Here is a 25,290-nt window from a genome sequence, read left to right as displayed (position 1 = left end):
ACATTTTCGATGGTAGGTCGGGGTTTCCCTGTTAGGGACGACAGGGGGGACGTGACAGCGGCCTTTCCCGCAAAGTTCACTTTGCGGTCGAAGTTCGTTCACCGATCCCCTCATACGGTGAGTCTCATGCGAGACGCCTATCACGAAGACCTCGACGCCCTCACCGAACGGCTGGTCGAGATGACCCGGCTCGTGAGGTCGGCGATATCGCGGGCCACCACAGCCCTCCTGGACTCCGATCTCCACCTCGCCGAGAGCGTCATCTCCCAGGACGAGGAGGTCGACCGGATCTTCGCGGAGATCGAGGCCACGATCTTCGACCTGATGGCCAGGCAGCAGCCCGTGGCCGTGGATCTCAGAATGATCATCGCGGCGCTGCGGATGGGCACCGACCTGGAGCGGATGGGTGACCTCGCCGAGCATGTGGCCAAGGTCGCCAGGCTGCGTCACCCCGACTCCGCGATCCCGCCGGAGATCCGTGCCACCATCCTGGAGATGGGCCAGATCGCCGAACGCCTCATCACCAAGACCGGCAGCTGCATCGCCTCGCGCGACGTGGAGTCCGCCCTGGAGCTGGAGGCCGACGACGACGCGATGGACAAGCTGCACCGCAGGCTGTTCAAGGTCCTGATGGCCCCCGACTGGAAGTACGGTGTCGAGCCGGCCATCGACGTGACACTGATCGGCCGCTACTACGAGCGCTATGCCGACCACGCGGTCCGCGTCGCGCACGACGTGGTCTATCTGGTGACGGGCTCCCGGCCGCAGGACACCGGCGCTCCCTGACTCCCCTGCCGAGATCTCCTACCGATCTTCTCAGTCCTCCGACTTCTCAGTCCTCCGAAACACCAGGGGTCAGTCCCCTGAAATCGAGTAGGGGGACGGGTCGCCCGTCCCCCTCTCACACCACCGGACATGCGGGCCCGCATCCGGCGGTTCGTCAAGCCGTGGTTCTGAGCCTGCGCCAGGTGTTCTGAAGGCCCAGCAGACCAAGGTCATCCCAGTGAGCGTTGGGCAGAGCCCGTTGAAGGACCACTGACCCGGCGATGCGCCAGTACCCCTTGCTGCTGGCCGCCCATTCCCGCGCGGTGCGGTCAGGGATGCCAAGATGGCGAAGGTTCCGACGCCTGGCCGCCCAGCGCTTCCATTCCTTCCAGCGGATCTGCCGCATCCGGCGGTGCAGCCACTTATCCAACTCACGCAGCCGCCGTGACAGCCCGGCGAGCTGGAAGTAGGCCATCCACCCGGTGATGTAGGCATTGAGCCTGTCGATTCTGCAGATCATCGACACGCTCCACCTGCGACTGGTCAACTCCCGGATGCGATCCTTGAACCGGCTCATCGCCTTGGGATCGACCCGGATGCCGACGCCTGATCGGGAGAAGTAGAACCCGAACCCCAGCAACGTCGCCTCACGCGCGTGCCGGACCGAGGACTTCTCCCGGTTCACCTTGAGTTTTAACCGCTGCTCGACCACGGTTGTCACCGAGTCGAGCACCCTCGTGGCAGCTCGCCTGCTGCGCACGAAGACCCGAAGGTCGTCGGCGTAGCGCACGAACCGATGACCGCGCCGCCACAACTCCCGGTCCAGATCATCCAGCATGATGTTCGACAAGATCGGCGACAGCGGGGAACCCTGCGGGGTCCCCTCCCTGCTCGCCGAAACGATCCCGTCGATCATCACCCCGGCCTCCAGATACGCCCGGATGAGCCTCAACATCCTGCGGTCAGACACCTTGCGCGCCACCCGCGCCATCAGGATGTCGAAATCGACCCGATCGAAGAACCGGTCCAAATCGACATCCACGACCCACCGATGGCCATCCTCGACCGCCCGCCGCGCGACCCGCACCGCCTGATGAGCGGACTTGCCGGGACGGAACCCGAAACTGGCCCCGCTGAAATGCGGGTCGAAGATCGGCGTCAGGACCTGCGCGATCGCCTGCTGGATCAACCTGTCCAGCGCAGAGGGCACTCCCAGCAACCGCTCCCCTGATCCTCCGGGCTTGGGGATCACCACCCGGCGGACCGGCAACGGCCGGTAGCCACCCGCGTCCAAAGCCTCCCGCACGCCCGCCCAGTGCTCACGGATCCACGGCCGCAACTGCTCCGTGCCCATCCCGTCCACACCCGGCGCGCCCCGGTTGACCTCCACACGCCTCAACGCCCTGCCCAGGTTGCCCGGCGAGAGGAACTCCTCCCACACCGACACCTCCAGGCCAGGGATCACCGCCTCCGACAAGGGCACCGACCGGCCACTACGCTCCGCCATGGGCACTGACGGACTCACCGTCTCCTCCCACCACGGGCCCGCGTTCGCGGGGTGGCTGCGATCACCGCGACCGGCACGAGCACCTCACCTTCCACCGTGACACTCGACGTTCGGCCCTTCCCGGCTGATTGTCCGTTCCCCTCACCGGTACTACGGCCTCTGCTGACTTCTGCCCGGTCAGACCCCGGCCTCACGACCAGACCCGTCGGCGCGGCGACACCAACAGCACAACCGACACCCGAGCAGATCTCCCCAGGTAAGAACGACCACTTTCCCCCTACGCCCGCCGCGTTTACGTGCCGATCCTGTCGATGGTGACGGGCTTCGCCTTCGCGTGCAGGCTCACCCAGATCGACCCGCCTTCTACGCGGTTCGTATCCCTCGGTGCAGGGTTTCGCCTCGGGCTTCCTCCAGACCCCGCCTCACGACGACGCCCTTGCCTCCGGCTCGGAGTTAGCACCACCTCTTCCTCCAGGGGACTTACACCCCCAAGCGATCGCCCATGCTGGGCGCACACGTCAGGAGGGCCCGCCGGATCCGGCGGGCCCTCCTGACGTTTCCTGTAGATGGGGCCGAGACTACTTGCCCTGGTTGGCCACGGCCTCGATGGCGGCCTCGGCGGCGGCGGGGTCGAGATACCGGCCGCCCTTGACGACGGGGCGGAAGTCCGCGTCCAGCTCGTACCGGAGCGGAATGCCGGTGGGGATGTTGAGCCCGGCGATCTCGTCGTCGCCGATCCCGTCCAGGTGCTTGACCAGCGCCCGGAGCGAGTTTCCGTGCGCGACGACCAGCACGCTCCTACCGGCCGCGAGGTCTGGCACGATCTGGTCGTACCAGTAGGGCAGCATGCGCTCGACGACGTCCTTGAGGCACTCGGTCCTGGGCAGCAGCTCGCTCGGCAGCAGCGCGTAGCGGGGGTCGCCGACCTGGGAGAACTCGTCGTCGGCAGCGATCACGGGCGGCGGGACGTCGTAGGAGCGACGCCAGAGCGTGAACTGCTCGTCTCCGAACTCGGCCCGGGTCTGTGCCTTGTCCTTGCCCTGCAGGGCACCGTAGTGGCGCTCGTTGAGTCGCCAGGACCTGGAGACCGGCAGCCAGAGCAGGTCGGCGGCGCCCAGCGCGAGGTTGGCCGTCTGGATCGCCCTGGTCAGCAGCGAGGTGTGCACCACGTCGGGCCGCACCCCGGCGTCGAGCAGCAGCCTTCCGCCGCGTTGTGCCTCCTCCTCGCCCTTGGCCGAGAGTCCCGCGTCCACCCATCCGGTGAACAGGCCCTTGGCATTCCATTCACTTTCACCGTGCCGGAGCAGTACCAAAGTCGACATGCCGACAAGCTTAGTGGGCGCCCCGCGGTGCCCTTCAGCGCTCTGGATCGGCGAAGCGGGCGAATGCCTGGAGGTTGGCGAGCGACTCCCCGCGCTTGGCGCGCCACTCCCACTCGCGCCGGATCGAGGAGGCGAAGCCCAGCTCCAGAGCGCGGTCGAACCCCTCGTCCGAGTAGGTGAGCACGCACCCGAGGAGGCGGTCGATCTCCTCTTCGGTGATCGCCTCCAGCGGGACCCGGCCCACGAGGTAGACGTCACCGATCGGGTCGAGGGCGAAGTGCACCCCGTACATGGAACCGTTCTTGGTGAGCAGCCAGCGGTAGAACTCGGCGTGGTTCTCGTCCGGCCGACGGCAGAAGAACGCCTCCACGTGCAGAGCCTGGTCGCCGACGATCAGCCAGGTCATGGTGGCGAGCTTGTGCTGGCCGGGGAGCCTCGCCAGGAAGGCCCCCGGCCTGGGCTGCTCGTAGGAGACGTCCGCGCTCTTCAGCGCCGCCTCGATCACTTCGCGCATGGGCCCAGCTTACGAGCGGGTCTCATGAATTGACCGCGATCGGAACCCGGTGCAGGTTCGCCATCGCCCCGGCGTAGACATCCGCCAGCCTGGCCGCGGTGGCCGACCAGCCGAAGGCCGCCGCGTGGGCCACCGCGGCCGCGGACAGCGCCTCCCGACAGGCGGGGGCGTACACGAACCGGCCGAGCACCCGCGCCCAGTCGTGGGGGTCGTGCCCCTCGACGAGCACCCCGGAGACGCCGTCGCGCACGGCGGTGCGCAGCCCGCCCACGGACGCGGCGGCGACGGGGGTGCCGCATGCCTGGGACTCCAGGGCCACCAGGCCGAACGACTCGTTGTGCGAGGGGACGACCGTCACATCGGCCGCGCGGTACCAGTCGGCCAGTTCGTGCTGGGGCGCCGGTGGCACGATCCTGACCACGTCGGAGATCCCCAGTGAGACGGCCATGTCGGTGAGATACGAGGGCCTGGCCAGGCCGTTGCCGCTGGGGCCGCCGACGCAGACGACGACCAGTCTCGATCTGAGAGAGGGATCTTCGAGGAGCATCCTGGCCGCGGCGCGCAGCAGCACGTCCGGGGCCTTCAGCGGCTGCACGCGGCCCACGAAGAGCAGCACGTGGGCATCCTGCGGCAGCCCGAGCCTGTGCCGGGCCGCGCCTTTGGAGGCGGGCTGGAAGACCCTGAGGTTCACGCCGGGGTTGACCACCTCGACCCGGGCGGGGGCCGCCCCGTACAGCTCGACGAGATCACTGGCCTCGGCGGGGGTGTTGGCCACCAGGCGGTCGGCGACGTCCACGACCTGCTGCTCGCCCAGTACCCGGGCTGTCGGCTCGGGCCTGTCGTCCTCGGCCAGCAGGAGGTTCTTCACCTTGGCCATGGTGTGCATGGTGTGCACCAGCGGCAGGCCCCAGCGCTCCTTGGCCAGCCACCCCACCTGGCCGGAGAGCCAGTAGTGGGAGTGGATGACGTCGTAGCGACCCGGCTCGTACATGGCCTCGGCGCGCAGCACACCCGACAGGAAGGCGCAGAGCTGACCTGGCAGGTCGCCCTTGTCGAGTTCCTCGTACGGCCCGGCGGTGACGTGGCGGACCGAGACACCCGGGACGATCTCCGCGACCGGCGGCAGGTCGCGGGATGTCTGCCGGGTGAAGATCTCCACTTCAATCCCGAGTTCGGCCAGGCGTTTGGCCACCTCGACGATATAGACGTTCATACCGCCCGCGTCCCCGGTTCCCGGCTGGTCCAGGGGGGACGTGTGCATGCTGATCGTCGCGACTCGGTTGACCCGCCGTCGCCTCACCGACACCACCTCCGAGTGGGCTCAACCATCTGAGAATCCGCAACATTCCCGGCACATCACCGCAGAAGGGTCCGCGCGAGGTGGCCCTGGCAGGATGGAGGGTCATGAAGAGGACAGCTGTGGTGACAGGGGCCAGCAGTGGGATCGGCGCGGCGACGGCCCGCCGTCTGGCCGCGGAGGGCTTCGACGTGGTGGCCGCGGCACGGCGCACGGAGCGGCTGGAGGCGCTGGCCGCCGAGGTGCCCGGCATTCGCACGGTCACCCTGGATGTGACGTCGCAGGAGTCGGTGGACGAACTGGCCTCCACACTCGACCGCTGTGACGTGCTGATCAACAACGCCGGGGGCGCGATCGGCCTGGAGCCCGTGGCGAGCGGGAAGGTCGCGGACTGGCAGCGGATGTACGACGTCAACGTGCTCGGCACGCTCCGCGTCACCCAGGCGCTGCTGCCCCGGCTGATCGAGTCCGGCGACGGCGTGCTGCTGATGCTGACCTCGGTGGCAGGTCTCGTCTCCTACGAGGGCGGCGGCGGCTACAACGCGGCCAAGCACGCGCAGACCTCGATGACCGAGGTGCTCAGGCTGGAACTGGTCGGCCTGCCGGTCAGGATCGTCGAGATCGCCCCCGGGCTGGTTCACACCGAGGAGTTCTCGCTGAACCGCTTCCGCGGCGACTCAGCCGCCGCCGACGAGGTCTACCGGGGCGTGCCCGACCCACTCACCGCCGACGACGTGGCCGACGCCATCGCCTGGTGCGTGACCCGCCCGGCCCATGTGAACATCGACCGCCTCGTCATACGCCCCCGGGCCCAGGCCGCCCAGCACAAGGTCCACCGCGTCTGACCATGCCCAAGCCGATAGGGGAGATCACCAGGGGGACCACCGGTCACAACCGTCTGCGACGGGCCGACCGGTGGGTCGTCGCCGCGTACGGCCACCTGCTGCGCGCCGCCGACCGCCCGCTGGTGGTCGACCTCGGCTACGGGGCCTCGCACACCACGACCCTGGAGATGTTCCTGCGGCTGCGCCGGGTCTGTCCCTCGGTCGAGGTCGTCGGCATCGAGATCGACCCGGCCAGGGTCGCGGCGGCCAGACCCCACGAGCGCCCGGGGCTGTCCTTCGCGCTGGGCGGCTTCGAGTTGCCGGTGGACCGGCCGCCCCTGCTGGTCAGGGCGTTCAACGTGCTACGACAGTACGGCGAGGCACAGGCGTGGGACTACTGGGCGATGCTCCGCGAGCGGCTCGCGCCGGACGGGGTGATCGTCGAGGGCACCTGCTCGGAGGTGGGTCACCGCGCGGTCTGGGTCGGGCTCGACCGCTCGGGTCCCCGGACACTCACCCTCTCGGCACGCTTCGACTCCTTCGAGCGCCCCTCCGATCTGGCCGACCGGCTGCCCAAGACGCTCATTCACCGCAACGTCCCCGGCGAGCCCGTCCACGCCTTCCTGCGCGACTTCGACCACGCCTGGGCGGTCAACGCGCCCTTCGGCTCCTACGGTTCCCGCCAGCGCTGGATCGCCGCCGCCGAGACGCTCGCCGGAACCTGGCCGCTGGCCGAGCACCCCCCGCTCGGCGGCCGGTCGCGCTGGCGGCTCGGCGAGATCACCCTGCCCTGGGCCGCGGTCGCCCCTCAGCCGACCGGGTAGTCCCGGCCTCGCCCCGGGCGAGCCCGAGACAAGGCCGGGGCGAAGGCCGGGGCGAGCGGGTACGTCGTGAGACACGTCACTCGACAACCCGTAGTACTACCCCTCGTGGTGCGGGGGTTAGTCTTAATGGTGTGAAGGGTCTCGGCGAGCTTGAACGCAGCATCATGGACATCATCTGGGCACAGTCATCCCCCGTGACGGCGCGGGAGGTCGGGCGCCTGATATCCGACCGCGACCTGGCGCCGACCACCGTGATGACCGTGCTCGACCGGCTCACCCGCAAGGGCTTCCTGCTCCGCACCCGCGACGGGCGCGCGTGGCGGTACGCACCCGCGGAGAGCCGCGACGCCTACGTCGCGGAGCTTATGCTGGAAGCGCTGGATCTGACCGGTGACCGGTCGGCGGCCCTCACCCGGTTCGCCCAGGCCGTCACCGGCACCGAAGCCGACATCCTGCGCAGGGCCCTGACCGGCCTTGAGGAGGAGCTGGAGGACGAGTAGATGACCGCGGCAGCCCTGGCGACGCTCGCCCTGGCCTGCGCGGTCGGTGCCTGGCGGTTCACCGGGGCACGGTGGACCTACCGCGCTCCACACGTGGCCATCGTGCTGTGGCAGGCGCTGGGGGTCACCTGGGGACTGGCCGGGACGGGCGCTCTGCTCGGCTACGCGCTGGAGCCCTACGGTCAGGGCGTGCTGCACGGCCTGGCCGAATTCACCGCCTCCGCGTTCGGCGGCGGCAGGGGGCTGCCTCGGCCGTACGACCTGCCGAGGATCCTCGCGCTCATCGCCGGGCTGACCGCCCTCGCCGTGCTGATCATGGTGCTACTCGCCGCGGGCGTGCAGACGTTCCGCGCCCGGCACCGCCACCGCACCCTGCTCGCCCTGATCGCCCGGGAGGACCCGGTGGTCCCCGGCGTACGGGTGCTCGACCACCCGTGCGCCACCGCCTACTGCGTGCCCGGCCTCCGCTCCCAGGTGGTGGTCAGCGAGGGTGCGCTGAAACTGCTCTCCGCCGACGAGCTGACCGCGGTGCTCGCCCACGAGACCGCCCACGTGCGCGAGCGGCACGACCTGGTGCTGCTGCCTTTCGCCGCGCTGCGCAGGGCCCTGCCCTGGTCGCGCGTGGTCAAGGACGCGCAGAGCGAGGTCGGTCTGCTGGTGGAGATGGCCGCCGACGACGTCGCCCGCCGCTACTGCTCCCCACGCCGCCTGGCGACCGCCCTGCTGCGCTTCGGCACGGCCGGCGCCGTCCCCGCGCCGCACGGCGCGCTGGGCGCCACGACCTCGTCGTCCGCCGCCGTGATGGCCAGGGTGGAGCGCCTGGTGACACCGGGCCCGATCCTGCCGCTTGGGGTCCGCTACGCCATCGTCGCCTTCTCCGTCACCCTGACGTCCTCGGCCCCGCTGCTCTGGCTGATCCCGCACTGACCTCACCTCGGCATGGCTGATCCCGCACCGACCTCACCTCGGCATGGCTGATCCCGCACCGACCTCACCTCGGCATGGCTGATCCCGCACCGACCTCACCTCGGCATGCCGGCCGGTCCAGTACAACTTCACCCCAAAATGCTTGCAAGTGTTAGCCAATACGTTTGCAATTGCAAGCACGGTGCGGCAGACTCAAGACATGGCACTACCCAAGGTTGGCTCGATCGGTGAGTACATCCGCGAGCAGCGCACGCACGCGAAGATCTCCCTGCGTCAGCTCGCCGCGGCGGCGGGGGTCTCCAACCCCTACCTGAGCCAGATCGAGCGCGGGCTGCGCAAGCCCAGCGCCGAGATCCTGAACCAGATCGCCAAGGGCCTGCACATCTCGTCGCAGGCGCTCTACGTCCAGGCCGGCCTCATTGAGGAGCGCGAGCCGGACAGCGACGTGCTGACCGCGATCAGGGCCGACCATCTCATCACCGAGCGCCAGCGCCAGGTGTTGATCGACATCTACGAGTCGTTTCGCAAGGAGAGCCGGGCCGAGGCTCCGGACGAGGATGCGCAGACCTCCCAGAAAACGCATCCCGCACCGGAGCCCCGGCAGGGTGACGCGGACTCCTCGCCTGACGACGAGGTACCGCTGCCCGGGGAATATCTCACCGCGTTGAAACCCTACGCGGCGTCCCAGAGCAACGGCCACATCACAAAGGAAACCAAGGAAGGTTAACCCATGCCCATCGCCACCGAAGTCAAGAAGCTGGCCGACTCCAAGCCGTTCTACGCCGTCGCCGGGGCCGGCGACTTCGCCGTCGAGAAGCTCCTGGAGCTTCCCGAGCGGATCCAGAGGCTGCAGAGCCGCCGCGAGGAGATCCGCGAGGCCGCCAAGGACCTCCCGGAGAAGGCCAGGGAGCTCGCCGGCAAGGCCGAGGGCTACGCCAAGGACTTCCCCGTGAAGGCGCGCGACTACGCCGACCAGTTCGCGGGCAAGGCCACCGAGCTCTACGAGGAGTTCGCCAACCGCGGCCGCAAGGTCGTCTCCAAGACGAGCAGCGAGGCCGCCCTGGAGCTGGAGGAGCTCTCCCAGGCCGCCCGGCCCAGGGCCGTCACGACCCCGAAGAAGAGCACCCGTACCTCGAAGTCCGGCACCTCCAAAGCCTGAGCCCGTCGCGGGCTCGGCGATGCCTCCACCAGGTCGCGGCCGGGCAGGACACCGGCTCCAGGACCCGTTCCGGCACCGCCGGGGCGGGTCCCGCGGCGTTCGAGGGCCGTTCCCCGGCCGGCGAGGCCCGCTCACGCGTCCAACCGGGGCGGGCCTGTGGCGGCCGAGGACCCCGCGAAGAGGACTTTCGGCATTAGGCTGAGGGAAACCGGTGAGGCGAGCGTTCTGGAGAGACGATGATCCAAATCCACGGTGCCCTGGACCTGGTCTTCTGGATCCTGGCCGTCGGGGTGTTCGCGCTGTCGGGCTGGGCGCTCATCCACGCGGTGAGGACCCCCGCACGGGCGTTCGCGGTCACCGGCAAGCAGAGCAAGAACCTGTGGCTGGTCATCCTGGGACTGGCGGCGCTGTTCGGCTTCGCCGCCGCGGTGGGGTATCTCAGCACGCTGAGCATCTTCACGATCGCGTCCGTCGTCGTCTCGGGCATCTACCTCGCCGACGTGCGCCCCGCCGTGCGGGAGATCGGCAAGGGCGGCAACCAGGGGCCGTACGGACCCTGGTGAGGTCTTCTCCCCTCGGCTGAGGGACGGAGCCTTCGGCGATCCGGTTGCTCTGCGGGGTTTCCGGCCGATAGACACACCGGATGATGTTCACGCACAAACCCACTCTCTCCGGAGAGCACGTGACGCTCCGGCCGGTCGGCCCCGAGCATGTGGACGGCCTCTGGGAGCTGGTCAACGACCCCGAGACCGTCCGGCTGACCGGTTCGCACGGCAAGCCGGAGTTCGAATCGATCAAGATCTGGTACGGATCGCGGGGTGACCACGACGACCGGCTGGACCTGGCGATCTGCACCGCCACCGACGACGCCTACGTGGGCGAGATCGTGCTCAACCAGTTCGATGCCGACAATCTCTCCTGCAACCTGCGCATCGCGCTGATCGGCCCGCGCGCCTACGGCCGGGGTTACGGCACCGAGGCGATCCGGCTGACCCTCGACCACGTCTTCACCTCCACGCCGCTGCACCGGGTGAGTCTGGAGGTCTACGCCTTCAACGAGCGGGCCGCGCACGTCTATCGCAAGATCGGCTTCGCCCAGGAGGGGGTGTGCCGTGACGCATTGCGCATGAACGGTGAGTGGCACGACTCCGTAATCATGGCGATACTTGCCCCTGATTGGACTGTCAGGGAAATTTGACATACAGATGGTGATTTTTCGGAGACGTCTTTTGACACTTCCGACCGCGACCGGCTCGATGAGTTCCTGCAGACTCTCGCCCTGGCCGGGATGACCGGCGTGCCGGTCGCGTACGGCGACTTCAGCCACGCGTCGGGCGTGCACGGCATGCAGTGGCTACTACGCCGGATGCCGCACGTCGACATGGTCTTCGCGGCCTCCGACGTGATGGCCGCGGCCGCGTTGCAGACCCTGCGCCGGACCGGCCGCCGAGTGCCGGAGGATGTGGCGGTCATCGGCTTCGACGACGCCCCCGCCTCCCGGCGGACCTCCCCCACGCTCACCACGGTCCGTCAACCGGTGGAGGAGTTCGCGGCACTCGCCACCAGGCTGCTGCTGCTCTCGATGGGCTCGGCCGCCGCCCACGAGCGCGGATCCACCACCTTCGGCTTCATCGGCGGCTGGAGCGGTAGCGGCACCCCGTCCACTCCCACCATCTCCTAGCCGTACACCGGACGCCGAGTCCTGCGGCACCGTCGGCCTCGCATCGACCTCACAGGCCCCGTGGCCGGTTCACACCGCGCCACGGGGCCTCCCCATTTCAAGATCATTGGTAACGCGGCAGAAGCCGGACATCACCGGGCGACGCCCCCGCGGTTCGATTCGAGACGCACGGGGCCGCCGCCCATAATTCCCGATGAATGAGAACTCGCACTGCATCAAGAGTCAGAATCCCGAAGAGGTTCCCCTCCGGTTTCCAACTTCACCGCTCTGGACGGCGTTTCCTCGTGGAAAGCGCGGCCCCGGTGAATGCGGGATCCTTGCCTCTTCGCCGTGCTTCCGGGGCCACTCGACGCTTCCGCGGCCACTCGAAATCACGAATCCGGCCGCAAGCGGCCTCATATCCTGCCGTTGCCGGTGAGTGTGCTCCGGTAAACACGCTCCCAGAACAGTTCCTCCTCACAACCGGACGGTTACCGGCCCCCGCACCGTGCCCGAATCGGGGCACGACCGCGGTTCGGCGAGCAGGAGACCTAGTCGTCGTCGCCGAAGCCCGCGAAGCGGCCGCCGCCGCTCCTGTTGCTCAGGTGGTTGTTGTTGTGGTTGTGGTTGTTGATGGTCACCCTGACGCGGCTGTGGCCGCGGTGACCGCGTCCCCAACCGCCGCAGCCACCGCCGCCGCCGCAGCCGCAGCCGCGCCCGCAGCCACCACCCCAGGTCGGGAAGGCCGCGGCGGTGACCGCGGTGGTGGTCGCGCCGGCGCTCGTGGCGGTGGTCGCCGCCCCCATACCGACGACCCCGCCGGTCAGCGCCGTACTGATCGCGAGCCCTGCGATAACACTCTTGGACTTGGGCATTTTGTTTCCCCTCGAAAGGTTCAGTTACCCTAATTTCCGACATTTCCTAGATCGGCCGGAAATCATCTGAGATGACCATCTATGCGCCATCTCTAATTGTCATAGTTTCCTGGCATGTCTGCCGACAAACAGCAATTCGAGGCTTTTACACTCCCCTTGTCCGCTTATGGCGGATATTAAACTCCTACAAGTCGCTTTGAGATGAAATGTCCTTTATGCACCTAGCGGCCGCAAGCCACGAAGATCACGTCGATCACAGAGCCCGCACCGCCCCCGGGGACGTCACCTGATCTGTCAGGCACGCTCGCCCTCAGCCGGGACATCGATCGCCCCGTGGCACATTCCGATCTGCCGACCGGCGCCGCACCTGAGTGATCTCCGCACGCCGCGACTCGGTATCGTGCCCTGATATCGAGTCCCGTTTTCCTGGAGCGGAGGGATGCCGTGGCCGAGCCGCCCGCCGGAGCCGAGCAGCCACGGCTGGAGCGTCGCCTGGGCCTGGGGGACGCGGTGGTGATCGGCCTGGGTTCGATGATCGGCGCCGGAGTCTTCGCCGCACTGGCCCCGGCTGCGGCGGCAGCCGGGTCGGGACTGCTTCTGGGCCTGGGGCTCGCGGCGGCGGTGGCCTACTGCAACGCCACCTCCTCGGCCCGGCTGGCGGCACTCTATCCGGCCTCCGGCGGCACCTACCTTTACGGCCGGATGCGCCTGGGCCCCCTGTGGGGCTACCTGGCCGGCTGGAGCTTCGTGGTCGGCAAGATCGCCTCCTGTGCGGCGATGGCACTGACCGTGGGCGCCTATGTGTGGCCGGGACACGAGCGGGAGGTGGCCGTGGCCGCGGTGGTGGCCCTGACCGCGCTGAACTACACCGGGGTCCAGAAGGCCGCCTGGCTGACCCGCACGATCGTCGCGACGGTGCTGCTCGTGCTGGCCGCCGTGGTGGTGGCGAGCCTGATCAGCGGCCAAGCGCAGGCGGACCGGCTTGCCATCACCACCGATGCGGGCGTGCGCGGCGTGCTGCAGGCCGCCGGCCTGCTGTTCTTCGCCTTCGCCGGCTACGCCCGCATCGCCACCCTCGGCGAGGAGGTGCGCGATCCCGCCCGGACCATCCCCCGCGCGATCCCCCTCGCCCTCGGTATCACCCTGGTCGTCTACACGGCCGTGGCCGTCACCACCCTGGCCGTCCTCGGCCCCCGGCGACTGGCCGAAACGGCCGCCCCGCTGGCCGAGGCGGTCCGCGCCGCAGGCATGCCCGCCCTGGGCCCGGTCGTCGGCGCCGGCGCCGCGATCGCCGCCCTCGGGTCGCTGCTCGCGCTGATCCTCGGCGTCTCCCGCACCACCCTGGCCATGGCCAGGGACCGCCGGCTGCCCTCCTTCCTGGCCGCCGTGCACCCGCGCTTCAAAGTGCCACACCGGGCCGAACTCACCGTCGGCGCCGTCATCGCCGTACTCGTGCTGACCACCGACCTGCGCGGCGCGATCGGTTTCTCCTCCTTCGGCGTGCTGGCCTACTACGCCATCGCCAACGCCGCCGCCTGGACACTGGCCCCCGGCGAAGGACGCCCGCTCCGGGCCGTTCCCATCCTCGGGATGGTCGGCTGCGTCGCTCTCGCCTTCAGTCTCCCGGTGATCTCGGTACTCTCAGGCAGCGCCGTCCTGGCGGTCGGAGCCATCCTCTACGCGGCACGTCAGACGCCGAGTCGCCCTCCCACCGCCTGACACCACCGCCTGACACCACCGCCTCACCCCCTGAACGGACGCGCCGCGGTGCGTGCCACGCCGAGCGTCAGCGCACCCGGCGCGCATCGGCACCACTCCGGCCGGCCGAAGCGGTGCCGAGCTCCACTCCGGCCGGCCGGTTCCGCCCGGTCAGGAAGGGCGCGCCTCGATGCCGTACTCGTGCAGTCTGGTGACCATCCAGCGCGAGAGGCGCAGGTGGCCCACGAGGGTGGGGTGGACGCCGTCGGGCAGGACCGCCCCCCGGCCCCAGCCCCGGCCATGCGGGCCGAGTGGCTCGAACGGGTCGAGGAAGGGCACCGCCAGCCGGTCGGCCGCGGTCGAGACGGCTTCCCTCACCCGGTAGGCCCAGCGGGGAGCCCTCGTCATCCAGATCGGGCCGACCAGCACGATCCTGGTGTGCGGCCACTGCCGCCTGACCAGCTCCAGCAGGTGGACCGCCGCCGTCTCGATCCTGGCGGCCCCGATCCCGCGGTCGTTACGCCCGCCGGAGATGATCAACAGGTCGGGCTCAGGGCGCCAGGAGAGCTCCTTGACAAAGGACTGCTGGAAGGTCCGGCCCACCCTGCCCGGGTTGACGAAGCCCGTTCCCGCGGCGCCCGCGGTGACCAGCTGCCAGCCCAGCCGCCGGGCGACCTGTGCCGCGTAACCGTCCCATCCGCGTACCGGCCCCGACCCGACCGTGAAACTGTCACCGATGATCATGACGAGCGGTGCCGGGATCGGAGGTGGCGGGGTGGTCGAGGCGGGGGGTTCGGCACCCACCATCACGGGTACGGTCGCACCACTTCCAGGGCTACATCCCGAAATAAGACAGAAAATCGCTACAACAAATGCGACCGCGAACGCCCACGGTCGTCTACGTGCGGGCGTGCGCATGCCACCTCGGGGAACGTCGGAGTGCCGACATGATTGTAGATGTCCACCGGTACCCGGACCCGGAAAGCCGAAAAGCCGGACCCCGTGGCATCACAAAGTCCGGAAGCCTTTCCGCGCCGTCACGAGAGGGCTCGAAGCCTCCCCGCCCGGCGAGGGTGGATCAGCTGACCCGGGAGGGGGCGACCACCCAGGTGTTGCAGTAGGCGATCCGGGCGTACTTCCAGCCCTGGTGGAGCCAGGCGGCGTAGTGCTCGCCGCTGCCGTGGTCGCGCCGGGGGCTGCCGCTCTGGTCGTCACCGCGCCCGTAGTCCGTCCGCAGCACCTCCTGCCAGCGGGCGCCGGTGATACCCAGCGGGACCCGCACGGTGCGGGTGAAGGCCCCCGCGAGGCACTGCGCCTGAAGCTCGTGGCGCCGGGAGTACGCGTCCTGCGCGGCACGGGATCTGTTGGAGACCTCCCACCACCAGGCCCCGCCGATACCCGCCATGGACTGCACATGGTGGGCGTACTCATGGGCGAGCACGGTCAGGTAGGGCACATGGTTCCGGGCGGGGTCGACCTGGCCGCTCCGCTCGATCACGTGGCTCAGGCCGATGTACATGCCCCGGTTGGACGGGCAGTAGTAGGCGGAGGCGCCGGGGTTGGGATAGACCCCGCAGGGCCCGCGCCCCGCACGGGACCAGTAGACCTTGCTCGGCTTCAGGAAGACCGCTCCGGCCTGGGAGAACTTCGCGCTCCACGCCCGGTCCAGACAGCCGGTGACGGCGTTGAGGTAGGCGAGCATGTCGCGGGGTCGTTCCGAGGGCCGGGGAGCGCGGCAGGAGGTGGGGCGCATCAGGCCGGTGCCGTACAGCGGGTTGCGCTTGAGCCGGGCCGCGGTGTCGGAGCGGTGCATGTGGCGGAGGTCGACGGCCGTGCTCCGCACCGCGGCGGCCGGCACGATCTCGGTGCCGCCCAGCGAGCCGAGGTTCAGCCTCCGCGGTGGGGTGAAGGCCGGCGGGGTGACCTCGGTGTCGCCCGTCTGCGTGGGGACGGCCTTCCCCGTCGCCACCGGAGCGGTACCGGGACCGGCCGGGATCTCGGCCTCCTCGCCACCGGCCAGACCGGCGACCACCACGACCGCGGCGAACACCAGGGCGAGAATGCCCAGAGCACCGAAGGCCAGCGGGTTCGACCCCCGTGGGCGCATGCAACCGCCTCTCCAAAGAGTGGATCTCCGGGCGGCAATCTAGCGGATATCTACACATATGGGTTTATAGGCGGGAGGAAATGGATACGAGGCCGATCATCACGGCTCGACGCTTCTCGCTAAGCTCCCGACCCATGGCGGCATCTTTCTCGCACCGAGCAGTCGGAAGCCTGGCCGCGACGGCCATCCTCGCGCTGACAGTCAGCGCCTCCCCTGCTCTCGCGACCGGTTCTGCGTCTCCCCAGGCCACACCGGACGGCAAGGTGACGAGCACGACGGTCCAGCTGGAGCTCCGGCAGGACGGCGTGCTCCATGTCAGGGAAGAGGTCACCTTCGAGGGCGACGCGCCGTCGCGCGACCTCGTCGACCGGACCCGCTACGACGACCGCAGTGACCGGCTCTACCAGGTCACCGACCTCAAGGGCGACGCCGTGCTGACCGGCGATGTCATCACGCTGAAGGGCACGGGCAGCGCCGTCCTGGAGTACGACGTCAAGGGCACCATCACGCCACTCGCCGACACCCAGGAGCTGCGGTGGTACGCCGTGGGCGGCTGGTCGGTCCCGGTCGAGCTGGCCAGGGTCACCGTGAGCGGTCCGGCCGCGCTGCAGAGCCTGTCGTGCTTCGCCGGCCCCCTGACCTCGGCGATCGCCTGTACCGAGGCATCAATGGACCACATGGGCGTCGCCGCCGAGTTCGGGCAGCAGGGCCTCGACACCGGCGAGGTGCTCACCGTGGTCGTCGGCTACCCTGCCGCCGCCAGCAAGGGCGCGCCGATCCTGGCGCGCCGCTTCGAGCTCTCCAACGCCTTCACCTTGAACACCGTCACCGGCTGCGCGCTGGCCGCCCTGCTCTTCCTGATGCTCGGCGGCCTCGCTCTCCTCTACTGGACACGAGGCCGGGACGCCCGCGTGGTCGGCCACGAGTCGGGATCGCTCAGCGGTGTCGAGAACGGCCACTTCGCCCCGCCGGCCGGCGTCCGCCCCGGTCAGATCGGCACTCTCATGGACGAGCAGGCCGACGTGCTCGACGTGACCGCCACGATCGTCGATCTGGCCGTCCGGGGATACCTCAGGATCGACGAGCAGCCCCGGCAGACGTACGAGACACCCGACTGGAGGCTCGTACGGCTACCCGCCACCCAGGTCGCCTCACTGATGGCCTACGAACTGGAGCTCTACGACGCCATCTTCGACGGCCGCGACACGGTACTGCTCTCGGAACTCCGGGGATCGTTCGGAGCCAGGCTCGGCAAGGTCCGCGAGGCGCTCTACCGCGACGTGGTCAAGCAGGGCTGGTTCGCCCGCCGCCCCGACACCGTCCGCACCCGCTGGACGACCCTCGGCGGGGTCCTCACCGTGCTCGGCGTCCTCGCCACCCTCGCACTGGCCTGGCTCACCAGCTACGGGCTGCTCGGCCTGGCCCTGATCATCGCCGGTGCCGCCCTGGCGGTGGGCGGCCAGTACATGCCGGCCAAGACCGCCAAGGGTTCGGGAGCCCTCGCCCACACCCTGGGTTTCAAGGAGTACCTGACCGGCGGCGATATCGGCGACGACGTCCCGGAAGCCCAGCGGGTCGAGCTGTTCTCCCGCTACCTGCCCTACGCCGTGATCTTCGACAGCGTCGACCGCTGGGCCCGCGTGGTCTCCTCGGTCACCGGCGACGGCCAGAAGTCCGACAACCTGTACTGGTACCACGGCCCTGCCGAGTGGGACCTGTCCAGGTTCGCCGACTCGATGCGGACCTTCACCATGACCACCTCCGGCGCGATCTCCACCACCCGCCGGCTCCGCTCCGTGTGACATCGGCGACGGGGCACCGTTCGAAGCACCGTTCGGAGCACCGTTCGGAGCACCGGGGAAGCCGGGGAAGCCGGTGTGGCTTCCCCGGCGCCGCACTACCGCACCCGGATCTCGCCCACCGGACGCCCGCCGCCGAACAGCACACCCGTGGCCAGTTCGTCGAGCTCGGGACCCTCGAAGCCGAGTGCCCGGAGGGCCGTGATGGTGACCGGGACCCGGGCGCGCTGGCCACCGTCCTCGATCTTGACGGTCCCCGAGCGCCCGTCGCTGAAGGCGAACGCGTCGAACGCCTCCGCACCGAGCTTGATCATCAGTCCGGGAATCGCCCGCATCAGCCGGACCTCGGGGCGCATGGTGCCCGACGTCCACTCGGGGTGGGCCCGGAAGGCGTCCGCGATCCGGCGCTCCGGGGTGCCGGGCTCGGCCAGGACGAGGGCGCGGAACGCCCGGGTCACGCCCCGCATCGAGACGAAGAACAGCGGCGCGCCGCAGCCGTCCACCCCGCCGGCCGCGACACGCTCGCCGGTCAGTTCCTCGACCGTGGCGCGGATGCCCCGCTGTAGCGGATGGGTCTGGTCGAGGTAGGTCTCCAGCGGCCAGCCGTTGACCACGCAGGTGGCGAGCATCGCCGCGTGCTTGCCCGAGCAGTTCATGTAGACCCTGGCCCGACCCCCTCCGGAGCGCAGAACCTCCTCCCGGGAGGCGACGTGCTCCGGCAGGTCCTCCGGGCAGCCCAGCGTGCTCTCGTCCAGCCCGGCCCCGGCCAGGATCTCGCGTACCCCGTCCACGTGGAACGGCTCACCCGCGTGACTCGCGCACGCCAGCGCGAGCAACTCCCCCGACAGGGGGAGCCCGGCGCGGACCATGGCGAGCGCCTGTAGGGGTTTCATCGACGAGCGCGGCGAGGCCAGGGCGTCCACCGCCCCGTGGACCCTCACCGGGGAGCCGTCGGCGGCCACGGCGAGCATCCGCGCCCGATGTGTGGACTCCACGAACCCCGAACGGACAACCTCGACGAACAATGACTCAGCAGACACCTTTGTCTCCTTTCGCCCAGATTCTAGAGAGGTCGGGAGGCACGAGATGATGGGAGGCATGCGTGCGGTCGTGCAGCGGGTGAGTTCCGCGTCAGTGGTGGTGGACGGCGTGACGGTCGGAGCGATCGACGAGCCGGGACTGCTGGTCCTGGTCGGCGTGACCCATACCGACACCCCCGACCAGGCGGCCAGGCTCGCCGCCAAGCTCTGGGGCCTGCGTATCCTCTCCGGCGAGAAGTCCTGCTCCGACATCGGCGCGCCACTGCTGGTGGTCAGCCAGTTCACCCTGTACGGCGACGCCCGCAAGGGCCGCCGCCCCACCTGGCAGGCCGCCGCACCGGGTCCGGTCGCCGAGCCCCTGGTCGAGGCGGTCTGCGCCGAACTGCGCGGGCTGGGCGCCCATGTGGAGACGGGGGTCTTCGGCGCCGACATGAAGGTCGGGTTGACCAACGACGGCCCGATCACCCTGATCCTGGACGTCTGAGCCGCGGGACCGGGACGGCCGGGACTCTCCCCGGCCAGCCGATCTCTCCGAGGCTCGATGCCCCGGAGAGATGACCTGAGCCTGACCCGAGGTTTCCCGGTGAGCCGAACCACCGGTGACAGAAGGGCCGGAAGTCGACGCCACCCGTGACATGCCGGCCGGAGGTCGACGCCACCCGTGACGCGACTCGGTGCCGTCAGCGGATGCGTCGGCGCAGGGCGGGGTCGATCTGAACGTTGCGTCCGGCGTCCGGCGGCACGATGACCTCCTGGGACGCGGCCACCCCGCCGGCCTCCAGCGTGGCCTCCACCGGCACCGTCCGCTTGACCACGGCCAGCGCGATCGGGCCCAGCTCGTGATGGCGCGCGGAACTGCCGACGGAGCCGACATCCGCGCCGTCGTACGTCACGGGGGCACCGTGCTTCGGCAGGGTGTCGACGCTGCCGTCCAGGTGCAGGAAGACCAGGCGGCGCGGCGGGTGACCCAGGTTGTGCACGCGGGCCACGGTCTCCTGGCCCTTGTAGCAGCCCTTGTTGAGGTGCAGGGCCGTGCCGATCCAGTCCACCTCGTGCGGGATCGTCTTGTGGTCGGTCTCGAAACCCAGCCGGGGGCGGTGGTCCTCGATCCGCAGCGCCTCATACGCCCAGAGCCCGGCGAGCCTCAGCCCGAGCCCCGCTGCCAGCCGCTCGCGCGGGAGCAGGATGTCGTGACCCACGGCGACGGCCCCCTCGGGCAGGGCGGGCCGCGCCTGTTCGGCCACGGAGACCACGGCGTAGCGATCCGTCACGTCGGCGACCTCGACCCTCAGCATGAACCGCATCTTGTCGAGGAACGCGGCCAGCTCAGCACCGGTGCCCGGCTCGACATGCGCCCAGATGGCCTCACCGTCGTCGACGAGGACGAGGTGGTGCTCCACCCTGCCCTGGGCGTCCAGCAGCAGCGTCTCGGTGGGTCGACCGGGTTTCAGGTCGTCGAGTTTCTGCGAGCTGAGACTGTTGAGCCAGCTCAGACGGTCGGGTCCGGAGATCCGGACGACCTCGCGATTGCTCCGGTCGACCATCGCCTCTCCGGCGAGCAGCGTGCGCTGCTCGGCGAACGGGTCGCCGTAGTGTCCGGCGACATCGGCGTCGGGGGCCTCGGCCGCGACCGCGCCGGGAGTGTCCAGCAGAGGGCTTCGCATGCACACAGCCTACGAGGCCCCGCCGGCAACGACGGCAGCGGCTCAGCGGCAGTTGCGGCAGTTGCGGCAGCGGCCGAAGACCGTCAGGTGGTGCACGTCGGTGACGAACCCGAGCTTCTGGTCGAGGTTGTCGACGAAGCTCTCCACCAGCTCCGGACTGACCTCGCTGATCTCCCCGCAGCCACGGCAGACCAGGTGCACGTGATCGGCCTCGGAGGTCAGATGGTAGGTGGGGGCACCGTGCCCCAGATGGGAGTGGGTGACCATGCCGAGCTCCTCAAGAAGCTCAAGGGTCCGGTAGACGGTCGAGATGTTCACCCCGCGAGCGGTCTCCCGCACCCGGTTGCAGATCTCCTCTGGAGTGGCGTGCTCGCAGGCCTTGACCGCCTCAAGCACCAGCTGGCGTTGCGGAGTGACCCGGTAACCGCGCGCCCGCAGTTCCTCATGCCACGACGTCTCGGTCATGCCAAGAGTCTATGAGCTTCGAAGCTCCGCACGCCCAACCCTTCCCTTCGAAGCTCTCCTCCAGCCCCGGTGGAGGAGAGCCCTCGCCATTCGCCGGATGAGCGGAGGCTCACTCGCGACTTGAGTCGATCAGCCGAACTCGTCGGCCTTCACCCCGGCGACGAACGCGCCCCACTCCTTGGAAGTGAACCGGAGCACCGGCCCACCCGGGTCCTTACTGTCCCGCACGGCCCTGCCACCACCGGACAGATCCGCCACCTCAACACAGTCGCCGCCGTCGGCGCTACTGCGACGGGCCTTCCGCCAGGTAAGCATCTCAGACTGGGTCTTGTCCATGATCTCCCTCACTTCAGTTGTTCGACCAGGTCCGCCAGGTACGACACCGAGGCATCCGCCGAGAGCGCGCTCGCGCGTACATGGTCATACTTGAGCGTATAGCGCTCTATCTCCTCCGGAGATTCGATATAGAGGTCCCCATTCGCACCGGTTTCCATGTACACCAGATCGGAGTCATCGGGGATCGCGTAGGACAGGATCGCGAACGAGCCGGTCATCGCCGCGTGCGCGCCCACGAAATTCGGCAGGACCTGGATCCCGATGTTCGGCCTGGCGGCCATCTTGATCAGATGACGGAGCTGTTCACGCATCGTCTCCGGGCCACCGACATGCTTGGCCAGGGCGGCTTCGTCGATGACGGCCCAGAAAACGGGCGGATGGTCGCGACTCAGGAGCCTCTGGCGGGCGAGCCGGGCGTGGACACGCCGTTCGATCACGGTCTCGTCGAGGACCATGCCGCCTTTGAACACCGCTCGCGCGTAGTCGGCGGTCTGTAGCAGGCCGGGAACCAAGAGCGCCTGGAATGTTCTGATCTGTGAAGCCTCGGTTTCGAACTCGACCAGGCTGCCGCCGAGTTCGGCCTTGAGCTCCCCTTCCCACCAACCGCGTTCACGCGCCTGCCTGGCGAGCGTGCTCATGGCCTGACGTACGGCTCCGTCCGTGACGCCGTAGATGTCGAGCAGATCGGTCACGTCGCTGACGGTTGGCCGCCGCCACTCGTTGCGCTCGATGCGCGTCACTTTGGACGCCGGCCAGCGCAGGAGTTTGGCGGCGGCGTCGGCGGTGAGGTTGGCGTCTTCCCTGGCCCGGCGAAGGGCGGCGGACAGGCGACGACGTCTCACCGTTGGGCTGTAGGTCATGGGCGCCTCCTGAAGGGAGATACCGGTCGAGGGAGAAAACAGACATTTGGGTATTGCTTGCTTTGGTCTTGCAAGTTTGAGTCTTGGGAGTGATTGTAGGGGCACTCAACCACTACACAGAGTGTAGGAGTCATGACTGTGAGAGAAAGGCTACCTGTGGACGGTGGGCGTGCAGCACCCCCCGATTGGCTCATCCGGCCGCTCGGAACGAACTACCGGTGGGCGACGAACAAACATCCGGCGCCGACGATCGGCAAGAAAATCCTGGATGACCCCGCCGAAGCCGCAAAGAAGGTCACCCCATGACCACCACGCCCGATCTCGCCGAGGTGACCGCTCGCGATCTGCTCGCCGAGAAGTTTCCCCGCTGGGCCATCTGGCGCAGCGACGCCGGACGCTGGTGGGCCACCCGCCACGCCCCGCTCAGCAAGGCCGAGGAGCAGCAGCCCGGCATCGACCGCACGATCGATGCCGACACCCCGGCAGACCTGTGCCGGCAGCTGACCGAGCAGGCCACGCTGACCGACAAGTGCAGCGGTTCCACCCCCTGAGCCCCCGGCTGCCGTTGCCGTCGGGTGTGCGGTAGCCGGGCCGTTTCTCGGCCTGCCATGACAGGCCGGGAGCCTCACGCGTCGTAGGGGCCCGTGAGGTGCGGTCCCGCCCCCAGCTTGGAGGGGCGAAAGGGCGGGACCGCCCAATGCCGGGTCGGCGGAAAGACCCGCGCTTACCGCCCGGCCCCCGCCCGGCAGAAGTCCCACCTTCTGCCGGGCTCGGTCTCCGCCCGGCCACGCTCGGGCGGAGACCCCCGTCCGTCCAACGGCAGGTGCCCCCGTGCCTGCCGCTGGATATCCGGTCCCCGCCCGCCCCAGGTGCGGGCGGGGACCGGCCCTCCTTCGGGAGGAGCGATGAACGAGAACGGAGCCGAAGCGCCCGCCGCCCAGCGGGGCCTCGAAACCTTCAGCACCGACCATCCACTGACGGACCGGTCGGGCGGGCGTCGAAGAACGAGGCGTCACTCCGGAGCCGGTACCCGCCCAACAGCGAGGAGACCCGCATGACCGAGCCGCGCCCCGGTGACATCGTCTCGTCGGAGACGACCGGCCGCCTGTGGTTCGTCCACGGCCATCCCGGCGTCGAACTGTTCCTCACCGGCGCCACCGGAACGTGCGTGCCCATGGCCGACGCCATCCGCCTGTACGGCATGCTGACCATCCACTGCCGCCCGACCGAGCACGGACCCGTGAGCCGCCCCTGAACGCGTACCGCAGAGCGGGCGGAGTGCGTTCACGGAGGCGGTGTATGAGCACCCGGGCCTGGCAAGAGGGGCACAGATGCCGCGCCCGGCCACCTCCCCGGACGTGGCCTCAGGGTGCGCTTGCGGCAAGAATTTCGGTAAGGTCCGCGATGCGTGCAGAGGCCCGGCCATCGCCGAACACGCTAAGGCCCGGCAATGGTCTGCCAGGGAGCGCGGCCATCGATTGAGCGAACACGCGGAGCTGTTCCGGCTGGGGAACCAACGCGCAGTCCGCACTCAAGGCTTCAGGCCGTTCGGTGGACTGGCGCAGCACGAGCAGACGTACTCCGAGGATGCCGGCCTCCTCCTGGATTCCTCCTGAGTCGGAGATCAGCAAGGAGGCTTGTTCGGCGACCGCGAGGAACGCCGGGTAGCTGAGTGGGTCGATGACGTGTAGCTGGGCCAAGAGATCGCTGAGGCCGAACTGCTGCACCCGCTGCCGGGTGCGTGGGTGGATCACTAGCAGAACCGGCAGGTCGAGTGCGGCGAGGCTGGTCAGCATGCGGCGGAGCCGGTCGGGGTCATCAACGTTTTCCGGCCGGTGCAGCGTGGACACCACGTATGGTTCGCCGCCCAGCGGAGCGGTGAGGCGCAGCGCTGCGGCGTGATCTCTCTCCGTCAGGTGGACTGCCTCCACGATGGGGTTGCCGGTCAGCACGATCCGGCTGTCGGGGATGCCTTCGGCCCACAGGTTCGAGACGTTCTGCGACGTCACCGCGCAGCATAGGTCAGCGAGGTGGTCGATGACGATGCGGTTGTGCTCTTCGGGCATCGCGCGGTCGTGGCTGCGCAGTCCCGCCTCAACGTGGATGAGCGGGGCCTGTACGGCGTTGGCGGCCAGAGCGCCGGCCAAGGCCGCGTTGGTGTCGCCTTGCACGATGACCGCTGCGGGCGGATCGTCGTGCCACGCCTGGGTGAGCTGGGCGGTGGCGGCGCCGATCTGGACGCCGCGGTGCTGGCCGCCGACCCTCAGCTGCAGGTGGGGGTGATGGACGTTGGAAGCGGAGTCGCCCGTCATCGTCGGGTCGTAGTGCTGGCCGGTGTGGATCACGCGTGCTTGGTCGCCGAGCAGGGTGATCAGCACCGATAGTTTGATCATCTCTGGTCGGGTGCCGAGGACAACAGCGATCGAACGGTCGGTGCTGGAAGACATCAGCGGTCGGTGCTGGAAGACATCAGCGGTCGGTCCTTTCCGTGGTCACCAGAACAGGCGGTCGTGCTCGCCTTGCAGGTAGCGGTGCGCGGCGATGAACAGCCGCAGGTAGAGCCGATCGGAGTCCTCGTCGAGGTAGCCGGGCACGAGGTCGTCTCGGGTCAGCGTCGCGTCCTGATATTCGCGGCCTTCCCTTGACCGGATCAGGTAGCGGGCGGGGGCCTCGGTGCGGTCGCCGGCCGCGAGCGAGATCGCGTCATGGAGGCCGATCTGTACGAGTCCGGAGACCTCGGCGTCGTCGAGTGGGATCTCCTCCAGGCCGAGTGGCAGCGCCAGGAGGTGCCAGTACTGGAACTCGCGCTCGATCCATGTCGGGGCCAGGGTTACGGCGGTCTGGCGGATTCCCAGCGGCTGCAGTTCCTTGTAGTCGACGTCGAGGCCGAGTTCTTCCCGGATCTCCCGGACGCCGTCGGTGATGCTCTCACCGGCTTCGTAGTGGCCGCCGACGGTGAAATCGGCGTGGTCGGGCCGGTCGAAGGCGTAGCGGCCCGGCTGCTTCTTCTGGAGCAGCACGGTCTGGGTGGAGGGGTTGACGGTCAGGCAGGAGAACGTGCGATGCCACAGCCCTTTCTCGTGCGCGACCTTCTTGTCCTCGGCGCCGATGTGCTTGTTGCGGTCGTTGTAAATGTCGATGAGCATG

At 69.1% G+C, this 25,290-nt stretch carries 28 protein-coding genes and 1 pseudogene; 15 read left to right on the top strand and 14 right to left on the bottom strand.

The window, feature by feature from the left end:
- Window positions 1–126: 126 nt before the first annotated feature.
- A complete protein-coding gene (gene phoU / locus OG884_RS21125) occupies window positions 127–786 on the top strand; it encodes a phosphate signaling complex protein PhoU (RefSeq protein ID WP_326635405.1) in 660 nt (219 codons plus the stop codon).
- A 154-nt stretch (window positions 787–940) separates the two neighbouring features.
- On the opposite strand, the gene ltrA is transcribed toward phoU, so the two are convergent.
- The 4 genes from ltrA to mshA form a co-directional block, all read right to left on the bottom strand.
- On the bottom strand, window positions 941–2,272 hold the full coding sequence (ltrA, locus tag OG884_RS21120) for a group II intron reverse transcriptase/maturase (RefSeq protein WP_326635403.1): 1,332 nt from the start codon (window positions 2,270–2,272) through the stop codon (window positions 941–943).
- A 578-nt stretch (window positions 2,273–2,850) separates the two neighbouring features.
- Complete coding sequence (locus tag OG884_RS21115) at window positions 2,851–3,594, bottom strand: phosphoglyceromutase (protein WP_326635400.1); 744 nt, start codon at window positions 3,592–3,594, stop codon at window positions 2,851–2,853.
- 34 nt (window positions 3,595–3,628) lie between these two features.
- On the bottom strand, window positions 3,629–4,108 hold the full coding sequence (locus OG884_RS21110) for a YbjN domain-containing protein (RefSeq protein ID WP_326635399.1): 480 nt from the start codon (window positions 4,106–4,108) through the stop codon (window positions 3,629–3,631).
- Window positions 4,109–4,130: 22 nt separating this feature from the next.
- Window positions 4,131–5,414 carry a D-inositol-3-phosphate glycosyltransferase gene (gene mshA / locus OG884_RS21105; protein WP_326635397.1) on the bottom strand — a complete coding sequence of 428 codons (1,284 nt, stop codon included), beginning with the start codon at window positions 5,412–5,414 and terminating at the stop codon, window positions 4,131–4,133.
- A gap of 98 nt (window positions 5,415–5,512) precedes the next feature.
- Between mshA and OG884_RS21100 the strand changes: the two genes are divergently transcribed.
- The 9 genes and pseudogenes from OG884_RS21100 to OG884_RS21060 all read left to right on the top strand — a co-directional run.
- Window positions 5,513–6,250 carry an SDR family oxidoreductase gene (locus tag OG884_RS21100; RefSeq protein ID WP_326635395.1) on the top strand — a complete coding sequence of 246 codons (738 nt, stop codon included), beginning with the start codon at window positions 5,513–5,515 and terminating at the stop codon, window positions 6,248–6,250.
- A gap of 2 nt (window positions 6,251–6,252) precedes the next feature.
- A complete protein-coding gene (locus OG884_RS21095) occupies window positions 6,253–7,053 on the top strand; it encodes a class I SAM-dependent methyltransferase (protein WP_326635393.1) in 801 nt (266 codons plus the stop codon).
- A 131-nt stretch (window positions 7,054–7,184) separates the two neighbouring features.
- Window positions 7,185–7,553, top strand: coding sequence for a BlaI/MecI/CopY family transcriptional regulator (locus tag OG884_RS21090; RefSeq protein WP_326635392.1), 369 nt, complete (start codon window positions 7,185–7,187; stop codon window positions 7,551–7,553).
- A complete protein-coding gene (locus OG884_RS21085) occupies window positions 7,554–8,480 on the top strand; it encodes a M56 family metallopeptidase (protein WP_326635391.1) in 927 nt (308 codons plus the stop codon). It abuts the gene before it with no gap.
- 199 nt (window positions 8,481–8,679) lie between these two features.
- The gene (locus tag OG884_RS21080; protein WP_326635390.1) at window positions 8,680–9,207 is read left to right on the top strand and encodes a helix-turn-helix domain-containing protein; all 528 of its coding nucleotides are present in this window, start codon (window positions 8,680–8,682) and stop codon (window positions 9,205–9,207) included.
- Between the two features lie 3 nt (window positions 9,208–9,210).
- Window positions 9,211–9,639, top strand: a complete 429-nt coding sequence (locus OG884_RS21075; protein WP_326635389.1) for a hypothetical protein — start codon at window positions 9,211–9,213, stop codon at window positions 9,637–9,639.
- A gap of 236 nt (window positions 9,640–9,875) precedes the next feature.
- Window positions 9,876–10,202, top strand: coding sequence for a DUF2516 family protein (locus OG884_RS21070; RefSeq protein WP_326635388.1), 327 nt, complete (start codon window positions 9,876–9,878; stop codon window positions 10,200–10,202).
- Window positions 10,203–10,282: 80 nt separating this feature from the next.
- Complete coding sequence (locus OG884_RS21065; protein ID WP_326635386.1) at window positions 10,283–10,837, top strand: GNAT family N-acetyltransferase; 555 nt, start codon at window positions 10,283–10,285, stop codon at window positions 10,835–10,837.
- Between the two features lie 42 nt (window positions 10,838–10,879).
- Window positions 10,880–11,320, top strand: a pseudogene (locus OG884_RS21060) (substrate-binding domain-containing protein); the annotation flags it as partial.
- A gap of 530 nt (window positions 11,321–11,850) precedes the next feature.
- On the opposite strand, the gene OG884_RS21055 reads toward OG884_RS21060, so the two are convergent.
- Window positions 11,851–12,174, bottom strand: coding sequence for a hypothetical protein (locus OG884_RS21055; RefSeq protein WP_326635384.1), 324 nt, complete (start codon window positions 12,172–12,174; stop codon window positions 11,851–11,853).
- 444 nt (window positions 12,175–12,618) lie between these two features.
- On the opposite strand from OG884_RS21055, the gene OG884_RS21050 reads away from it, so the two are divergent.
- Complete coding sequence (locus tag OG884_RS21050) at window positions 12,619–13,893, top strand: APC family permease (RefSeq protein ID WP_326635382.1); 1,275 nt, start codon at window positions 12,619–12,621, stop codon at window positions 13,891–13,893.
- Window positions 13,894–14,043: 150 nt separating this feature from the next.
- Here the strand turns inward: OG884_RS21050 and OG884_RS21045 are convergent, their stop codons facing one another.
- Both OG884_RS21045 and OG884_RS21040 read right to left on the bottom strand, forming a co-directional pair.
- Complete coding sequence (locus OG884_RS21045) at window positions 14,044–14,679, bottom strand: SGNH/GDSL hydrolase family protein (protein WP_326635380.1); 636 nt, start codon at window positions 14,677–14,679, stop codon at window positions 14,044–14,046.
- A 271-nt stretch (window positions 14,680–14,950) separates the two neighbouring features.
- On the bottom strand, window positions 14,951–15,979 hold the full coding sequence (locus tag OG884_RS21040) for a neutral zinc metallopeptidase (RefSeq protein WP_326635378.1): 1,029 nt from the start codon (window positions 15,977–15,979) through the stop codon (window positions 14,951–14,953).
- A 134-nt stretch (window positions 15,980–16,113) separates the two neighbouring features.
- Here OG884_RS21040 and OG884_RS21035 point away from each other — a divergent pair, with 134 nt between their 5' ends.
- Complete coding sequence (locus OG884_RS21035; protein WP_326635377.1) at window positions 16,114–17,781, top strand: DUF2207 domain-containing protein; 1,668 nt, start codon at window positions 16,114–16,116, stop codon at window positions 17,779–17,781.
- Window positions 17,782–17,876: 95 nt separating this feature from the next.
- On the opposite strand, the gene OG884_RS21030 is transcribed toward OG884_RS21035, so the two are convergent.
- Window positions 17,877–18,818, bottom strand: coding sequence for an asparaginase (locus OG884_RS21030; protein ID WP_326635375.1), 942 nt, complete (start codon window positions 18,816–18,818; stop codon window positions 17,877–17,879).
- A gap of 58 nt (window positions 18,819–18,876) precedes the next feature.
- Here OG884_RS21030 and dtd point away from each other — a divergent pair, with 58 nt between their 5' ends.
- A complete protein-coding gene (dtd, locus tag OG884_RS21025; RefSeq protein WP_326635372.1) occupies window positions 18,877–19,302 on the top strand; it encodes a D-aminoacyl-tRNA deacylase in 426 nt (141 codons plus the stop codon).
- A gap of 196 nt (window positions 19,303–19,498) precedes the next feature.
- Here dtd and ygfZ read toward each other — a convergent pair whose 3' ends face one another.
- The 4 genes from ygfZ to OG884_RS21005 form a co-directional block, all read right to left on the bottom strand.
- On the bottom strand, window positions 19,499–20,482 hold the full coding sequence (gene ygfZ, locus OG884_RS21020; protein WP_326635370.1) for a CAF17-like 4Fe-4S cluster assembly/insertion protein YgfZ: 984 nt from the start codon (window positions 20,480–20,482) through the stop codon (window positions 19,499–19,501).
- 42 nt (window positions 20,483–20,524) lie between these two features.
- Entirely contained in the window at window positions 20,525–20,947 is a 423-nt protein-coding gene (locus OG884_RS21015; protein ID WP_326635369.1) for a Fur family transcriptional regulator, read from the bottom strand.
- 129 nt (window positions 20,948–21,076) lie between these two features.
- Window positions 21,077–21,283 (bottom strand): DUF397 domain-containing protein, encoded by a 207-nt coding sequence (locus OG884_RS21010; protein ID WP_326635368.1) that lies wholly within the window; start codon window positions 21,281–21,283, stop codon window positions 21,077–21,079.
- Between the two features lie 8 nt (window positions 21,284–21,291).
- The gene (locus tag OG884_RS21005; protein ID WP_326635367.1) at window positions 21,292–22,143 is read right to left on the bottom strand and encodes a helix-turn-helix domain-containing protein; all 852 of its coding nucleotides are present in this window, start codon (window positions 22,141–22,143) and stop codon (window positions 21,292–21,294) included.
- A gap of 302 nt (window positions 22,144–22,445) precedes the next feature.
- Between OG884_RS21005 and OG884_RS21000 the strand changes: the two genes are divergently transcribed.
- Window positions 22,446–22,694: a hypothetical protein gene (locus OG884_RS21000; protein WP_326635365.1), complete on the top strand. Its 249-nt coding sequence runs from the start codon at window positions 22,446–22,448 to the stop codon at window positions 22,692–22,694.
- 503 nt (window positions 22,695–23,197) lie between these two features.
- Window positions 23,198–23,398 carry a hypothetical protein gene (locus OG884_RS20995; protein WP_326635362.1) on the top strand — a complete coding sequence of 67 codons (201 nt, stop codon included), beginning with the start codon at window positions 23,198–23,200 and terminating at the stop codon, window positions 23,396–23,398.
- Window positions 23,399–23,507: 109 nt separating this feature from the next.
- Here the strand turns inward: OG884_RS20995 and wecB are convergent, their stop codons facing one another.
- Together wecB and OG884_RS20985 are read right to left on the bottom strand one after the other, a co-directional pair.
- Window positions 23,508–24,590, bottom strand: coding sequence for a non-hydrolyzing UDP-N-acetylglucosamine 2-epimerase (gene wecB / locus OG884_RS20990; RefSeq protein ID WP_326635360.1), 1,083 nt, complete (start codon window positions 24,588–24,590; stop codon window positions 23,508–23,510).
- 45 nt (window positions 24,591–24,635) lie between these two features.
- The gene (locus OG884_RS20985) at window positions 24,636–25,289 is read right to left on the bottom strand and encodes an NUDIX hydrolase (RefSeq protein ID WP_326635358.1); all 654 of its coding nucleotides are present in this window, start codon (window positions 25,287–25,289) and stop codon (window positions 24,636–24,638) included.
- Window position 25,290 lies beyond the last annotated feature (1 nt).

Source organism: Streptosporangium sp. NBC_01755 (genome assembly GCF_035917995.1).
GTDB lineage: Bacteria > Actinomycetota > Actinomycetes > Streptosporangiales > Streptosporangiaceae > Streptosporangium.
The sequence above is the reverse complement of the archived record's forward strand: the minus strand, read 5'-3'. Positions and strand labels throughout refer to the sequence as shown.

Excerpts from the sequence above, each read along its gene's own strand:
- OG884_RS21100 (WP_326635395.1), top strand. The coding sequence starts at position 5,513 with ATGAAGAGGACAGCTGTGGTGACAGGGGCCAGCAGTGGGATCGGCGCG.
- OG884_RS21115 (WP_326635400.1), bottom strand. The coding sequence starts at position 3,594 with ATGTCGACTTTGGTACTGCTCCGGCACGGTGAAAGTGAATGGAATGCC.
- OG884_RS21040 (WP_326635378.1), bottom strand. The coding sequence starts at position 15,979 with ATGCGCCCACGGGGGTCGAACCCGCTGGCCTTCGGTGCTCTGGGCATT.
- OG884_RS21095 (WP_326635393.1), top strand. The coding sequence starts at position 6,253 with ATGCCCAAGCCGATAGGGGAGATCACCAGGGGGACCACCGGTCACAAC.
- wecB (WP_326635360.1), bottom strand. The coding sequence starts at position 24,590 with ATGTCTTCCAGCACCGACCGTTCGATCGCTGTTGTCCTCGGCACCCGA.
- OG884_RS21045 (WP_326635380.1), bottom strand. The coding sequence starts at position 14,679 with ATGGTGGGTGCCGAACCCCCCGCCTCGACCACCCCGCCACCTCCGATC.
- OG884_RS21085 (WP_326635391.1), top strand. The coding sequence starts at position 7,554 with ATGACCGCGGCAGCCCTGGCGACGCTCGCCCTGGCCTGCGCGGTCGGT.
- phoU (WP_326635405.1), top strand. The coding sequence starts at position 127 with ATGCGAGACGCCTATCACGAAGACCTCGACGCCCTCACCGAACGGCTG.
- OG884_RS21080 (WP_326635390.1), top strand. The coding sequence starts at position 8,680 with ATGGCACTACCCAAGGTTGGCTCGATCGGTGAGTACATCCGCGAGCAG.
- OG884_RS21015 (WP_326635369.1), bottom strand. The coding sequence starts at position 20,947 with ATGACCGAGACGTCGTGGCATGAGGAACTGCGGGCGCGCGGTTACCGG.
- ltrA (WP_326635403.1), bottom strand. The coding sequence starts at position 2,272 with ATGGCGGAGCGTAGTGGCCGGTCGGTGCCCTTGTCGGAGGCGGTGATC.
- OG884_RS21110 (WP_326635399.1), bottom strand. The coding sequence starts at position 4,108 with ATGCGCGAAGTGATCGAGGCGGCGCTGAAGAGCGCGGACGTCTCCTAC.
- OG884_RS21010 (WP_326635368.1), bottom strand. The coding sequence starts at position 21,283 with ATGGACAAGACCCAGTCTGAGATGCTTACCTGGCGGAAGGCCCGTCGC.
- ygfZ (WP_326635370.1), bottom strand. The coding sequence starts at position 20,482 with ATGCGAAGCCCTCTGCTGGACACTCCCGGCGCGGTCGCGGCCGAGGCC.
- OG884_RS21070 (WP_326635388.1), top strand. The coding sequence starts at position 9,876 with ATGATCCAAATCCACGGTGCCCTGGACCTGGTCTTCTGGATCCTGGCC.
- OG884_RS21075 (WP_326635389.1), top strand. The coding sequence starts at position 9,211 with ATGCCCATCGCCACCGAAGTCAAGAAGCTGGCCGACTCCAAGCCGTTC.
- OG884_RS20985 (WP_326635358.1), bottom strand. The coding sequence starts at position 25,289 with ATGCTCATCGACATTTACAACGACCGCAACAAGCACATCGGCGCCGAG.
- OG884_RS21035 (WP_326635377.1), top strand. The coding sequence starts at position 16,114 with ATGGCGGCATCTTTCTCGCACCGAGCAGTCGGAAGCCTGGCCGCGACG.
- OG884_RS21000 (WP_326635365.1), top strand. The coding sequence starts at position 22,446 with ATGACCACCACGCCCGATCTCGCCGAGGTGACCGCTCGCGATCTGCTC.
- OG884_RS21065 (WP_326635386.1), top strand. The coding sequence starts at position 10,283 with ATGATGTTCACGCACAAACCCACTCTCTCCGGAGAGCACGTGACGCTC.
- OG884_RS21055 (WP_326635384.1), bottom strand. The coding sequence starts at position 12,174 with ATGCCCAAGTCCAAGAGTGTTATCGCAGGGCTCGCGATCAGTACGGCG.
- OG884_RS21005 (WP_326635367.1), bottom strand. The coding sequence starts at position 22,143 with ATGACCTACAGCCCAACGGTGAGACGTCGTCGCCTGTCCGCCGCCCTT.
- dtd (WP_326635372.1), top strand. The coding sequence starts at position 18,877 with ATGCGTGCGGTCGTGCAGCGGGTGAGTTCCGCGTCAGTGGTGGTGGAC.
- OG884_RS20995 (WP_326635362.1), top strand. The coding sequence starts at position 23,198 with ATGACCGAGCCGCGCCCCGGTGACATCGTCTCGTCGGAGACGACCGGC.